6 protein-coding genes are annotated in these 14,077 nt (G+C 72.4%); 3 read left to right on the top strand and 3 right to left on the bottom strand.

The window, feature by feature from the left end:
* Positions 1–2 precede the first annotated feature (2 nt).
* From L8M95_RS14835 to L8M95_RS14825, 3 genes are all read right to left on the bottom strand, one after another.
* Positions 3–878 carry a maleylpyruvate isomerase family mycothiol-dependent enzyme gene (locus L8M95_RS14835; RefSeq protein WP_260486857.1) on the bottom strand — a complete coding sequence of 292 codons (876 nt, stop codon included), beginning with the start codon at positions 876–878 and terminating at the stop codon, positions 3–5.
* Positions 879–1,050: 172 nt separating this feature from the next.
* A complete protein-coding gene (locus L8M95_RS14830; RefSeq protein WP_260486856.1) occupies positions 1,051–1,197 on the bottom strand; it encodes a methionine/alanine import family NSS transporter small subunit in 147 nt (48 codons plus the stop codon).
* Between the two features lie 3 nt (positions 1,198–1,200).
* Positions 1,201–2,835, bottom strand: coding sequence for a sodium-dependent transporter (locus L8M95_RS14825; RefSeq protein ID WP_260486855.1), 1,635 nt, complete (start codon positions 2,833–2,835; stop codon positions 1,201–1,203).
* 170 nt (positions 2,836–3,005) lie between these two features.
* On the opposite strand from L8M95_RS14825, the gene L8M95_RS14820 reads away from it, so the two are divergent.
* The 3 genes from L8M95_RS14820 to L8M95_RS14810 all read left to right on the top strand — a co-directional run bounded on the left by L8M95_RS14820 (position 3,006) and on the right by L8M95_RS14810 (position 13,927).
* Positions 3,006–3,557, top strand: coding sequence for a hypothetical protein (locus L8M95_RS14820; protein ID WP_260486854.1), 552 nt, complete (start codon positions 3,006–3,008; stop codon positions 3,555–3,557).
* Between the two features lie 327 nt (positions 3,558–3,884).
* Positions 3,885–13,367, top strand: a complete 9,483-nt coding sequence (locus tag L8M95_RS14815) for a type I polyketide synthase (RefSeq protein WP_260486853.1) — start codon at positions 3,885–3,887, stop codon at positions 13,365–13,367.
* Entirely contained in the window at positions 13,364–13,927 is a 564-nt protein-coding gene (locus tag L8M95_RS14810) for a holo-ACP synthase (RefSeq protein WP_312027419.1), read from the top strand. The genes L8M95_RS14815 and L8M95_RS14810 overlap by 4 nt, the downstream gene beginning before the upstream one ends.
* The last annotated feature ends 150 nt before the right edge of the window (positions 13,928–14,077 follow it).

Raw genomic sequence — 14,077 nt, 5'->3', positions numbered from 1 at the left:
GGTCAGATGGTGAAGGCCAACGACCCGAGTATCGCGCGGCCCAGGGTCTCGTCGCCGCTGATCCCCACGCCGCTGCCCGGTTCGGCGGTGATCCGGCCGGTCGTCGCGCGGACGAAGGTCGGGGTGTCGAAGACCAGCTCGACGGTGGGCTGCACCGTGTCGTCGACGTCGACGAGGGCCGCGCGTCCGTCCACGACGACGTCGGTGGCCAGTGGCAGATCGTTCCCGCCGTCGCCCGTGACGCGGAACCGGACGCGGGCGCCGTCCGGCGCGCCGGCCTTCTTGCCGACGATCCGGGGGAGGGCCCGCAGGATCTCCCCGACCGCGAACCGACCCGTGTCGCCGCCGAGGCCGTGCTGCATTCCGATGGCCTGCCGGATGTCGTCCTCGTGGATCCAGCAGTCGAAGACCCGCACTCCCATGAAGCGCCGGTACGGTACGCGGCCGACGGGAGAGTCGGTGTCGGCCTCGAGGTCTGCGGCGGTCATCTCGGAGAGCTGCTCCGTACGCTCGGCGACGACGTCGCGGAAGTCCTCGAAGGCGTCCTCGATCGCCAGCGGCCGGGCCTCCTGCACGAACTTCTCGTTGAGTTCCCCGATGGGATTGCGGACGTACCCGCTCGTCGACGCGGGCAGCTCGACGTCGGGGACTGACTCACCGGCGAGCATGTGTTCGGTGCCCGCCACGTGCGCCACCACGTCGCGGACCGTCCACCCCGGGAGAGCGGTCGGCGCGGTCCAGTCGCCCCTCTTCAGCCCGGCGAGCAGCTCGTCGAGACGATTCCACTGCTGGATGAGGTGACGGATCTCCTCGGGAGCCTGTCCGGCGGGGTCGGCTGCGGGGGAGTCGGTCGCGGTGGCGGGGTTGTCGGTGTCCATGGCCACACGCTACTGCGGCGCCGCCCCGCACGAGGAGTGCCAGGCGGTTTCCCACCGTCCGGCCGTGAGATGGGGACGTAGTTAACGAGCCTGGCGTCAACGAGCCCGGCGTCTACGAGCCCGGCCCCGGGTCCGTGGGCGGAACCGGGGCCGGGGGAGCAGACGGGTGGGGTCAGCCCCGCTCGCGTTCCGCCGCTTCTCGGACGGCACCCTCGTCGACCCCGTCAGGGTGGCCCACGTAGTGGACGATGCTGGCGACGAGACCGCCCCAGATCACGAGCAGGAACAGGACCATCATGATGATCGCGGGAGCATCCATGGCTCAGGCCTCCTTGGTCTTGCGCGGGGACGCCGTAGCACCGGACGGGCGGTCGGCGGCGGGAGGGGTGAGGCCCTCCTCGTAGGCGAAGTCGCTGGGATCGTCGTCGACCGGCGGGGGTCCGTCGAGCTGACGGGACCCGCGCCAGGGCAGGACGGACAGGACCACCGAGAGGACGAGGATCGTGGCGATCATGCCCCAACCCCAGACTCCGAGGACGGACGCCTCGTACCCCTCGTAGGGCTCGGATATCAGGGTCATGATCTCGCGGATGAGGGAGTAACCGAGTACGAGCGGCGTGATGACGGCCAGGCACACGATCCAGAACGTGCCCACCCTCCACGAGGACACCGAGTTGAGGTGGTCGCGCAACTGCGGGGCGAGTCGCATGCCGAAGATCACCACGACCAACGCGATGAGCGAGATACCGACGATGCCCAGACTGTTGACGAACTTGTCGAGGATGTCGAGGTTCTGCAGTCCGGTCTCGGTGGGCATGAGCAGCAGGGAGACGGCCGCCATCGGGACGCCCACCGCCAGCGTGGCCGCGGTGCGCGAGGACCCGATCTTGTCCTGGAAGGAGGAGATGACCACCTCGACGATCGAGATGAGCGAGGTGAGCCCGGCCAGAATGAGGCAGACGAAGAAGACGACGCCCCAGATCGGGCCGCCCGGCATCTGCGAGATGAGGGCGGGGAAGGCGATGAAGGCCAGGCCCGGGCCGCCTCCGACGTCATCCCAGCCGGCTCCCGCCGACGTGGTCACCAGGAAGCCGAGCGTGGCGAAGACGCCGATGCCGGCGAGGACCTCGAACGCCGAGTTGGAGAACCCGACGACCAGGCCCGAGCTGGTGAGGTTGGTCTTGCGCTTGAGGTAGGACGAGTAGGTCAGCATGATGCCGAAGCCGACCGAGAGGGAGAAGAAGATCTGACCGTAGGCGGCGATCCACACGGACGGCTCGGTGAGCACTCCCCAGTCGGGCGTGAAGAAGTTGTTGAGCCCGTCCAGCGCCCCCTCGAGGAAGAGGGAGCGGACCACCAGGGCTGCGAACAGTGCCACGAGGAGCGGGACGAAGAACATCGCGGTGCGTCCGATGCCCTTCTGGACGCCGGCGAGGAGGACGCCGAGCGTCACGGCCCAGACCACGACCAGGACCATCGCGATTCCCGGTACGAAATCGATGCCGAACCCACTGCCCGCGCGGAGGAAGTCCTCGGCGAAGAAGGTCGCGGACTCCTCGTAGGTGGAGCCCCACCGCTCATCGAGCGAGAACCAGGCATAGCTGGCAGCCCAGGCGATGATGACCGCGTAGTAGACGGCGATGACGAAGGAGACCAGGACCTGGATCCACCCGATGGGTTCGGCGAACCGGTTCATCCGTCGGAAGCTCAGCGGGGCGGATCCGCGGAAGCGGTGACCGATGGCGTAGTCGAAGAACAGCAAGGGGAGACCTGCGGTGAGAAGCGCCACCAGGTAGGGCAGCAGGAAGGCGCCGCCACCGTTGTCGTAGGCGACGAAGGGGAATCGCCAGATGTTGCCCAGGCCGACGGCGGAGCCGATGGCGGCGAAGACGAAGACGGAGCGACGGGAGAACGTCTCCCGGGGCTTCACCCCGCTTCGGGTTGTTGGTCGTGTCATGGGACGACTCCTTGTCGACGGGCGGGTCCGCGGGCCCGCGCGGTCCTGTCATGGGACGGTGCGTGCGTCCCCGGCGTGTACCAACTTCTAGCCCGGTCGTTGCGCGTTAGTGACCGGATCGACGCAATCTCTGCATCGAGATGTGTGACTCGTGGGAATACGGTAAGCCCATGAGGACCGATATCGGCACACAAAGCGCGGAGAGCCGTACGTCTGTATTCCGCGCGGTGGCGTCGTTGTTCGTCGCCGGTGTGCTCGCGGTGGGGGCGGTGAATCCGGCAACCGCGTCCGCTCCGAGCCCGGCACGCCCGGTCGGTTCGCCGGCCCCCGTGGTGACGCCGGTCCCGGTGCCGGCGAACCTCGTGGAGGAGACGGGGTCGTGGTTCGCGCACGGATACACCCTGGATCTCCGCGCGGACGGGACGGGAACGTTCGCGGTATGGGTCGGCGCCTTCGACGGGACCCGGATCGACGTGAGGCTCATCCCCGCTCCGGGGCCTGCCACCGTCGCAGAGGTGGTGGGTGTCGAGACGGTCGGCGTCGGCGCCCTGGAGTCGGACGGGACACCGGGCGTCGGGGGACTGGTGACCATCGCATTCGGTGCTCCGGTGCGGACCGCGCATGTCGAGTGGACGTCGGGGCCGCGACGCCTCACCGCGGATCTTTGTCCGACGGAAGGCCTGGACGCGGTCGCCATGGCGATCCTGCGCTGCGGCGCCTGACGCGATCGGGCCCGGCCCGCTACCCGCCGCTCGGGGTGCCCGCGACACGCCGCGACGGGGCCGGAGAGCCCTGAGAGCAGCGTAACGATTCGATAACGGACGATTTCTAAAACCTGAGGGTGTCCTCACCTGTATATATGAGGCTCGCGTCATGTCCTCCTGTGGGGTGGATCACTCGGGGCCGGGTGGCCGAGCCCCCCGTTTCGGTCGGGTGTACCCCGTCAATCTGAGGAACCCCTCAAGTTCGTGTGGCAATCTGTGGCCTGCGCCGAGACCGCTGGCCGGTTGACGCGATGCCCCTGACGCAGTGCCCAAGGAGTTCCACACGTGACGATCGACGACCGCGACCTCACCCCCCGTCCGCTCGAGACCGGTTTCGCCGCCCGCCGCGGCGCCCGCGCCCTCGCGGACGAGCTCCGTGAGGGGACGGCCTACGCTCTCGCCTTCGGTGGACAGGGGATCGCCTGGCGGGACGCGCTGAGCGACCTCATCGACGGCACCGGCATCGGCCCGGAGCTCCAGGACCTCGTGGACGCCTCCGTCGCGTTGACCGAGCCCGTCCACGATGAGATCGCCGTGGTCCGCACGCACGGCTTCCGGCCCATCGAATGGGCCAACACCACCACCGGCGAGGACGAGGACGGCGCGGACCTGCCCGACGACGCCTCGCTCTCCGCCGCGGCCGTGTCGCTGCCCGCGGTGCTGCTCACCCAGATGGGCGCCCTGCGCGCCCTCGCCGCCGAGGGATTCGACGTCAACGACACGGCCCCTGCGGCCGTGGTCGGCCACTCCCAGGGCATCCTCGCCGTCGAGTCGGTGGAGACCTTCGGGTCCATCGACGACCGGCTGCTGGCCGTCGCCGAGCTCATCGGTGCCGCCGCAACCCTGATCGGGCGGCGCGTCGGCCTGTTCCGCCGCGGTGAGGCGAGCCCCATGGTGGGCGTCTCGGGGATCGACGGCGAGGACCTGCGCACGCTGGTCGACGAGCTGTTCGCCGGCGTCGACGCCTCGATCCGTCCCGTCGTCTCCATCCGCAACGCGCAGCGTCGCCACGTCGTGGTCGGCCGACCCGACGATCTCGAGGAGCTGCGTCGCCACTGCGCCGACCTCGAGGCCGAATCGCGTCGTCGGCGCGAGGCCAAGCTCACCGGTGGCGAGATCTTCGCCCCCGTCTTCGACCCGCTCGAGGTGGAGGTCGGGTTCCACCACCCGGCGATGGCCCCGGCCATCGACGTCGTCTCCCGCTGGGCGGAGCGCTGTGGCCTGGACGCCGATCGCGCCGCCCACCTCGCCCGCCAGGTCTTCGCCGAGCCGGTCGACTGGGTCGAGGAGATGGCCGAGACCCTGCACGCAGGTGCGCAGTGGGTCCTCGACATGGGCCCCGGCGAGGCGCTGACCCGCCTCAACCGGTCGGTCATCCGCGGCCAGGGCGTCGGTGTGGTCGCCGCCGCCACCCGCGGCGGACTGCGCAACCTGTTCACCCCGGGTGCGACCCCGCCGATCGAGCGGCCGTGGACCGCGTTCCAGCCGCAGCTGGTCACCCTGCCCGACGGCAGCGTCCACGTCGAGACCTCCTTCACCCGCCTCACCGGCTGCTCGCCGATCCTCCTGGCCGGCATGACGCCGACCACGGTCGATCCCGCGATCGTCGCCGCCGCGGCCAACGCCGGCCACTGGGCCGAGCTCGCCGGCGGCGGGCAGGTCACCGAGGCGATCTTCGCCGAGAACACCCAGCGCCTGGCCGAGCTCCTGGAGCCCGGCCGCAGCGCCCAGTTCAACTCACTGTTCCTCGACCCGTACCTGTGGAAGCTGCAGGTCGGCGGCAAGCGTCTGGTGCAGCGCGCCCGCGCCGCCGGCGTGCCGTTCGACGGCGTGATCGTCACCGCGGGCATCCCCGAACTCGACGAGTCGGTGGCCCTCATCGAGGAGCTGACCGAGGCCGGCCTGCGGCACGTGAGCTTCAAGCCCGGCACCGTCGCCCAGATCCGCCAGGTCGTGCGCATCGCCGCCGAGGTCCCGCACATGCCGGTGATCGTCCAGGTCGAGGGCGGCCGCGCCGGCGGCCACCACTCGTGGGAGGACCTCGACGCCCTCCTGCTGGCCACCTACGCCATGCTCCGTGACCGGCCCAACGTCGTCCTGTGCGTCGGCGGCGGCATCGGCACGCCCGAGCGTGCGGCCGACTACCTCACCGGCTCCTGGGCCAACGCCCACGGCTACCCGGCCATGCCCGTCGACGGCATCCTCGTCGGCACCGCCGCGATGGCCACCCTCGAGGCCACCACCAGCCCCCAGGTCAAGCAGATGCTCGTCGACACCGTGGGCGTCGACGCCTGGGTCGGTGCCGGCCAGGCCGACGGCGGCATGGCATCCGGCCGCAGCCAGCTCGGCGCGGACATCCACGAGATCGACAACACCGCCGCGCGCACCGGGCGCCTCCTCGACGAGGTCGCCGGTGACGCCGAGGCCGTGGCCGCCCGACGCGACGAGATCATCGCGGCGATCAACGGCACCGCGAAGCCCTACTTCGGCGACCTCGACTCCATGACCTACGAGCAGTGGTTGCGCCGTTTCGTCGAGCTCTCGCTCGCCTCCGGTGCGTCCGTCGACGGGTCGATCACCCACATCTCGGGCGACTTCGACCTGGGCGCCGACTTCGGTGGCGACGTGGCCGACTGCACCCGCTCGGTGTGGCTCGACCCCACCATCCGCGAGCGCTTCCACCGCATGGTGCAGCGCACCGAGGCCCGCCTCGATGCCGTCGACACCGGCCGGATCGTCTCGGCGTTCCCGCGCGAGAAGGCCATGGAGCGCCCGGCCGAGGTGATCGCCACCCTCGCCGCCCGGTACCCCGGGCTCGCCGACGCCGTGCTGCACCCCGCCGACGCCGCCGAGTTCCTCGACATCTGCCGCATGCCCGGCAAGCCCGTGCCGTTCGTGCCCGTCATCGACGGTGACGTGCGCCGCTGGTGGCGCTCGGACTCGCTGTGGCAGGCCCACGACCCGCGCTACGACGCCGACGCCGTGTGCATCATCCCCGGCACGACCGCCGTCGCGGGCATCACCCGCGTCGACGAGCCGGTGGGCGACCTCCTCGACCGCTTCGAGGCCGCGACCGCCGACCGGGTGTCCGGCTACCTGCCCTCCACCGAGGCCGTGAGCAGCCGCCGCCGCGGGATCGTCACCACCGCCAGCGGGCCCGTCGCCGACGTGCTCAACAGCCCCGACGTCACCTGGGCCGGTCGCCTCGTCATCAGCCCCGTCCACCGTCTCGGCGTGCTCCACGCCTGGGAGATCGACGCCGACGGCATCGGGCGCCACCCGGTCTCCGGCGCCGTGCTCACCCCGGCCGCCGACGGGCAGACCGTCGACCTGACGCTGCCCATCGGCCCGACCGAGATGACCATCACCATCACCCTCGGCGACGCCGTGGCCACCGGCGCCGCGCCGGTCGTCACAGACGCCGCCGCCGAGGCGGCCATGCGTACCCTGCTCGCCACCGCCGCCGGCGTCGGCCGCGGCGGTGCGGGGGGTGCCACGATCGACGCCCTCCCCGAGGTCGACGGCAACGTCGCCACGGCCCGCTTCACCTTCGAGCCCACCCTCGCCATCGACCACACGGGCGTCACCGCGGGCAGCCTGCCCACCTCGCTCGTGCCGTCCGCCGGCGTCCCGGACGCCCTCGTGGGCGCCGCGTGGCCGGCCGTGTTCGCCGTACTCGGTGAGACGCGCCGCCCGCGCGGCACCGGCACGGTCGTCGAGGGGCTGCTCGATCTGGTCCACCTGGACCACGGTGTCCGCATGCACGCGGCGCTGCCCCAGCAGGAGACCGACCTCGTCGTCGTCGCCCGGTCCGGCGGTGTCCGCGACACCGACCTCGGCCGCGTGGTCGAGGTGTCGGTCGAGGTGGCCACGGAGGACTCCGACGGCGCCCGCACCCCGCTGTGCACCCTGTCCGAGCGGTTCGCGATCCGCGGCCGCACCGGTCGCGCCGAGGTGGGCGACCCCCGCCCCGCCGGCGGCGCCCTGGTCACCCCGTCCGGTGGCGTCGCGGAGCCCGCCGAGACCTCCCGCCAGCTGCGCGTGTCCACCACGCTCACGGCACCGCACGACATGACCGCGTTCGCGCTGGTCTCCGGCGACCACAACCCGATCCACGTCTCCGACACCGCGGCCGAGCTGGCCGGACTGGGCGGAGTGATCGTCCACGGCATGTGGCTCTCGGCCGCCGCGCAGCACGCGGTGCAGGCCTCCGACGGCAAGACCCCCGCCCTCCGGCTCGCCGGCTGGACCGCCCGTATGCTCGCCCCGGTCCGCCCGGGCGACCACATCAGGGTCCGCGCCGTGCAGACCGGCCGCCACGCCGGCGGCCAGGTCCTCGAGGTCACGTGCACGGTCGACGGCGCCACCGTCATGGCCGCCACCGCGCTGACCGAGGCCCCGCGCACCGTCTACGCCTTCCCCGGCCAGGGCATCCAGGCCAAGGGGATGGGCATGGAGGGCCGCACCCGCTGCCCCGCGGCCCGCGAGATCTGGGACCGCGCCGACAAGCACACCCGCTCCGCGCTCGGCTTCTCGATCCTGGCGCTCGTCCGCGAGAACCCCACCGAGGTCACCGTCCGCGGTGAGGTCCACCGGCATCCGGACGGCGTGCTCTACCTGACGCAGTTCACCCAGGTCGCCATGGCCTGCCTGGCGGTGGCGCAGCGCGCCGAGCTCGAGGCCGACGGCCTGCTCATCGAGGACGCGTACTTCGCCGGTCACTCGATCGGCGAGTACGACGCCCTGGCCGCCATCTCCGGCGTGCTCGCGCTCGAGCCGCTGCTGGAGATCGTCTTCCAGCGCGGGTCGACCATGCACCAGCTGGTGCCACGCGACGCCCACGGCCGTTCGGACTACCGCATGGCCGCGATCCGTCCGTCCCAGATGGGGATCTCGGACGACGAGGTCGCCGACTGGGTGGCCGGCGTCGCCCGCGAGTCCGGCGAGTTCATCGAGATCGTCAACTACAACCTGGCGGGCTCGCAGTACGCGCTCGCCGGCACCGTCGCCGGATGCAAGGCACTGGAGAAGGCCGTCGAGCGCGAGCTCGAGCGGTCGGGTGGCAAGAACGCCTTCATCCTGGTGCCCGGCATCGACGTGCCGTTCCACTCCACCGTCCTGCGTGGCGGGGTCCCGGACTTCCGGGCCACCCTCGACGCGCTGATCCCGCACGACATCGACATCTCGGTGCTCGTCGGCCGGTACGTGCCGAACCTCGTGCCGCGCCTGTTCAGTCTCGAGCGCGACTTCGTGCAGGAGATCGCCGACCTCGTGCCGGCCGAGTCCCTGGCCGAGGTCCTCGCGAACTGGGACGAGTGGGCCGCCACCCCCACGCGACTGGGTCGCCTGCTGCTCGTGGAGTTGCTGGCCTGGCAGTTCGCCAGCCCGGTCCGCTGGATCGAGACCCAGGAGCTGTTCTTCACGCCCGTAGAGCGTGGCGGACTCGGTATCGAGCAGTTCATCGAGGTCGGTGTCTCCAACGCCCCGACCGTCGCGAACCTCGCCTCCAAGACCCTCGACCTGCCCACGCACCGCGGCCCCCGGGCCCAGGTGATCAACGTCGAGCGCGACTCGGCGACGTTGTACGGCACCCTGCCGCCCAGCGTGGAGGTCGACGACGACGAGCTGGACGCCGGCGACGGCTCCGCCTCCACCGGATCGACCACCACTGGTTCGACCAACACCGCGGCCGCCGACCAGGCGGCCCCCACAGACCCCGCACCGGCCGTCAACACCCCCGGCACGGCCGGTGCGGACCGATCAGACGCGGCTCCGGCCGCGACCGCCGCCCCCGGTGCACCCCGCCCGGACGACCTCGAGTTCGGCGCGCCCGCCGCCACCCGCATGCTGGTGGCGCTGCGCACCAAGGTCCGTCCCGAGCAGATCGCGTCCGGCGACTCCATCGAGACGCTGTGCGACGGCGTGTCCTCGCGCCGCAACCAGCTGCTGCTGGACCTGGGTACCGAGCTGAGCCTGGGCGCCATCGACGGCGCCGCCGAGGCGGACTTCCCGACCCTGGCCGACCAGGTCTCACGACTGGCGCGCGGGTACGCCCCGTTCGGCCCCGTCCTGTCCGACGCGGTCGGCGAGGCGCTGCGCGCGGTCCTCGGCCGCACCGGAAAGCGGGCCGCCTACATCACCGAGCGCGTGACCGGCCCGTGGGAGCTCGGCTCCGGCTGGGCGCAGCACGTGATCGCCGAGATCGCGCTGGGCACCCGTGACGGCGCCTCGATCCGCGGTGGCGACCTGGCCACGCTCGATGCCTCGGGAGTCAAGGACGTGGCCGGACTGGACTCGCTCATCGACGCGGCCGTGTCGGCCGTCGGTGCCGCACACGGCGTGGCCGTGGCGATGCCGTCGTCCGGAGCCGGAGGCGGGGGAGTCGTCGACTCCGCCGCGCTGACCGAGTTCGCCGACGAGATCACTGGCGCCGACGGTGTCCTGGCCCGCGCCGCCCGCGGCGTGCTCACCCGCCTCGGACACCTCGAGCCCGAGACCGTCGATCTGCTCGCCGAGGCCGACCCGGACTCCGAGCTGGCCGATCTCGTGGCCGCCGAGCTCGGCGCCGACTGGCGCCGCGTGGTGGCCCCGGCCTTCGACGCCGGCCGCGCCGTGCTGATGGACGACCGCTGGGCCTCGGCCCGCGAGGACCTGGCCCGCCTGTGGACCCGGTCCGACGTCCCCGCCGACGTGGCGGAGGCCTTCCGCGGCGCGGGTGAGATCGTCGCCGAGCAGGCCCGCTGGTGGGCGGCCCGGGCGACCGATGCCCGCCGCGACGCCCTGGCCACGGCCTACCGGGAGATCTCCGAGGTCGCCGTCGAGGAGTTCGTCGGCGAGTACGCGAACGACGTCGCCGTCGTCACCGGTGCCGGCAAGGGCTCCATCGCCGCCGCCGTCACCGGACGCCTCCTGGCGGGCGGGGCCACCGTGGTGGCCACCACCTCCAACCTGGACCAGTCCAAGCTGGCCTTCTTCAAGGACCTCTACCGCACCAACGCCCGCGGTGGCGCGGCGCTGTGGGTCCTGCCGGCCAACCTGACCTCCTACTCGGACGTCGACGCGCTGGTCGAGTGGGTCGGAACCGAGCACGCCGAGTCGGCCGGTGGCCAGACCACCGTGCTCAAGGCGCCGCTCACCCCGACGCTGCTGTTCCCGTTCGCGGCCCCCCGCGTCCAGGGCTCGATGGCCGACGCCGGCCCCCGCGCCGAGACCGAGATGCGCGTCCTGCTGTGGGGCGTGGAGAAGCTTGTCGCCGGTCTCGGAGCGATCGGCGCCGACACCGACGTCGACTCCCGCCTGCACGTGGTCCTGCCGGGCTCGCCCAACCGGGGCATGTTCGGCGGCGACGGCGCCTACGGCGAGGCGAAGGCCGCGCTCGACGCGATGATCGCCAAGTGGGGCTCGGAGAAGTCCTGGTCCGAGCGCGTGACGTTCGTCCACGCGATCATCGGCTGGGTCCGCGGCACCGGGCTCATGGGCCACAACGACCCGCTCGTCGAGGCCGTCGAGGCCGCGGGCGTGTCCACCTGGTCGACGGCCGAGATGGCCGCCGAGCTGATGCGCTGGTGCACCCCGGACTTCCGCTCCGCGGCCGGTGACGCCCCCGTCACCGTCGACCTCACCGGCGGACTCGGCACGGCCGACCTGGACATGTCCGCCCTCGCGGCGGACCGCCCGGCCGTCACCACCGAGACCTCGACAGAGGACGCCGCGGGCACGATCGCCGCGCTGCCCTCGCTGCCGACGGTCACCGCCGACGAGCGCCCCGAGTGGGGCGAGGTCACCCAGCAGCTCGAGGACATGGTCGTGATGGTGGGCGCCGGCGAGGTCGGCCCCTACGGCAGCGCCCGCACCCGCTTCGAGGTGGAGACCACCGGCGACCTCACCGCCGCCGGCGTGGTCGAGCTGGCCTGGTCGACCGGGCTCATCACCTGGGAGGACTCGCCGCGCGCCGGCTGGACCGTCACCGAGTCTGGTGACCCGATCGACGAGGCCGACATCGCCGAGCGCTTCCACGACGAGGTCCTCGCCCGGGTGGGCGTGCGCACCTACGCCGACGATTCGCGCGCGGAGATGTTCGCGGGCACCTCCCCGCAGCTCACCTCGGTGTTCCTGCCGGAGGACCTGTCCTTCGTGGTGGACGACGAGGCGCAGGCCCGCGCCTACCAGTCCGATGACCCGGAGAATACCGTCGTCACCCGCAGCGAGGACGGCGAGTGGACGGTCACCCGCAAGGCCGGCACCGAGATCCGGGTGCCGCGCCGCGCGACCCTCACCCGCGTGGTCGGTGGGCAGATCCCCACCGGCTTCGATCCCACGGCGTGGGGCATCCCCGCCGACATGGTCTCCGGTATCGACCGGGTGGCGGCGTGGAACCTCGTGGCCACCGTGGACGCCTTCATCTCCTCGGGCTTCACCCCGGCGGAGCTGCTGGCCCACGTCCACCCCGCCGATGTCGCCAACACCCAGGGCACCGGCATGGGCGGCATGACGAGCATGCGCTCGCTGTACATCGACGGCATCCTCGGCCGCAGCCGCGCCAACGACACGCTGCAGGAGGCGCTGCCGAACGTCGTGGCCGCGCACGTCATGCAGTCCTACGTCGGCGGCTACGGCTCGATGGTCCACCCGGTGGCGGCCTGTGCCACCACCGCGGTGAGCGTCGAGGAGGGCTTCGACAAGATCCGCGCCGGCAAGGCCGAGTTCGTGGTGGCCGGCGGGTTCGACGACCTGTCCACCGAGGGCATCCAGGGCTTCGCCGACATGTCGGCCACCGCTGACTCCGCGGCCATGGCGGCCAAGGGGATCGACGAGCGGCACTACAGCCGGGCCAACGACCGGCGGCGCGGCGGGTTCGTCGAGTCGCAGGGCGGCGGCACGATCCTGCTGGCGCGCGGCGACGTCGCGGCCCGCATGGGCCTGCCGGTCACCGGTGTCGTGGCCTGGGCCGGGTCGTACGCGGACGGCGCGCACACCTCCATCCCGGCCCCCGGCCTGGGTGCGCTGGGTGCCGGTCGCGGCGGGCGGCGCTCGCCGCTGGCCCGCGGGCTGGCGCAGCTCGGCCTGACCGCCGACGACGTGGCCGTGGTGAGCAAGCACGACACCTCGACCAAGGCCAACGACCCCAACGAGTCCGACCTGCACGAGCGGCTCGCCGCCGCGATCGGTCGGTCGGAGGGCAACCCGCTGTTCGTGGTGTCGCAGAAGTCGCTCACCGGGCACGCCAAGGGTGGCGCCGCGGCGTTCCAACTCATCGGGCTGACCCAGATGCTGCGGTCGGGCACCCTGCCGCCGAACCGGGCGCTGGACTGTGTCGACGACGTGCTCGACCGGCACCGGCACCTGGTGTGGCTGCGGGAGACCCTGCAGCTGGGCGGTGACCTGCCGCTCAAGGCCGGTCTGCTCACCTCGCTGGGCTTCGGACACGTCTCGGGCCTCATCGCCGTCGCCCACCCGGAGGCCTTCCACCGGGCGGTCGCCGCGGAGTACGGCGACGACGAGGCCGAGCGCATCCGCGAAGCCGGACTGCAGCGCGAGCGTGCGGGCGCCCGTCGCCTGACCGACGCCATCTACGGTGGCGAGGCGCTCTACGCCCGTCCCGAGGCGCGTCGACTGGGCGAGGGCTCGGCCGACGAGGTCAAGGAGCGCGAGGCCGCGGTCCTGCTCGACCCGGCCGCGCGACTCGACGCAGACGGCATCCTCGCGGCTGCCGGGTACCCGGACCACGTGAGCGCTGACGCCCGGACCGCGGAGATCATCGCGAAGTGACGACAGGGGTGAGAGGCGTCGGGGTCGACATCGTCGACCTCGGCGCCTTCGCCGCGTCTCTGGCAGAGCCGGGGACGCGGCTCACCCGGGCGTTCTCCCCCCTCGAGCGGAGGCAGTGTCGCGAACGCGCCGAGGCCCGGGGCGCAGTGCAGGGCGAGGCCGCGGTGTCGTCGTCATCAGGTGCGTCGGGGACCTCGGCGCCTGGGACCTCGGGGCTTGGGACCTCGGGACCTGGGAGCTCGGGGCCGGCGCCCGCCCGCCGGGAGGACCCGATGGCGCGTCACCTCGCTGCCCGCTGGGCGGCGAAGGAAGCCGTGGTCAAGGCATGGTCGGCCGCGCTGTACGGTGCACCTCCGCCCATCCCGCCGGACCTGCTGCGGTGGTCGGAGATCGAGACCGTGTGCGACAACTGGGGTCGGCCTTCGGTGCGACTCGGGGGAGAGGTGGCCCGGCAGGTGGCCGCGACCGTCGGCGAGGGCGCGCGCTGGAACGTCTCGCTCAGCCACGATGGCGGATCGGCGATCGCGTTCGTGGTGCTCGAGGGCCCGGGCGGGCAGTAGCGCGGTCGCCAGCCGCCCAGTCGCCCAGCCGCCCGTCCGCCCGTCCGCGCCTGGCCACCGCTGGGCCCAGCCACCGCTGGGCCCACCACCGGCGCACTGCCTGCGCTCGGCCACCGACCCGCCGCCCTGCGGCCCTGCCGCCCGATCCGC

Origin of the sequence: Dietzia sp. B32 (genome assembly GCF_024732245.1) — a bacterium.
Taxonomy (GTDB): domain Bacteria; phylum Actinomycetota; class Actinomycetes; order Mycobacteriales; family Mycobacteriaceae; genus Dietzia.
Note: the sequence above shows the minus strand (reverse complement) of the source record. Positions and strands in the feature narration are given on the sequence as shown.

Coding starts and splice junctions, on each gene's coding strand:
- L8M95_RS14835 (WP_260486857.1), bottom strand. CDS start 878: ATGGACACCGACAACCCCGCCACCGCGACCGACTCCCCCGCAGCCGAC.
- L8M95_RS14830 (WP_260486856.1), bottom strand. CDS start 1,197: ATGGATGCTCCCGCGATCATCATGATGGTCCTGTTCCTGCTCGTGATC.
- L8M95_RS14825 (WP_260486855.1), bottom strand. CDS start 2,835: ATGACACGACCAACAACCCGAAGCGGGGTGAAGCCCCGGGAGACGTTC.
- L8M95_RS14820 (WP_260486854.1), top strand. CDS start 3,006: ATGAGGACCGATATCGGCACACAAAGCGCGGAGAGCCGTACGTCTGTA.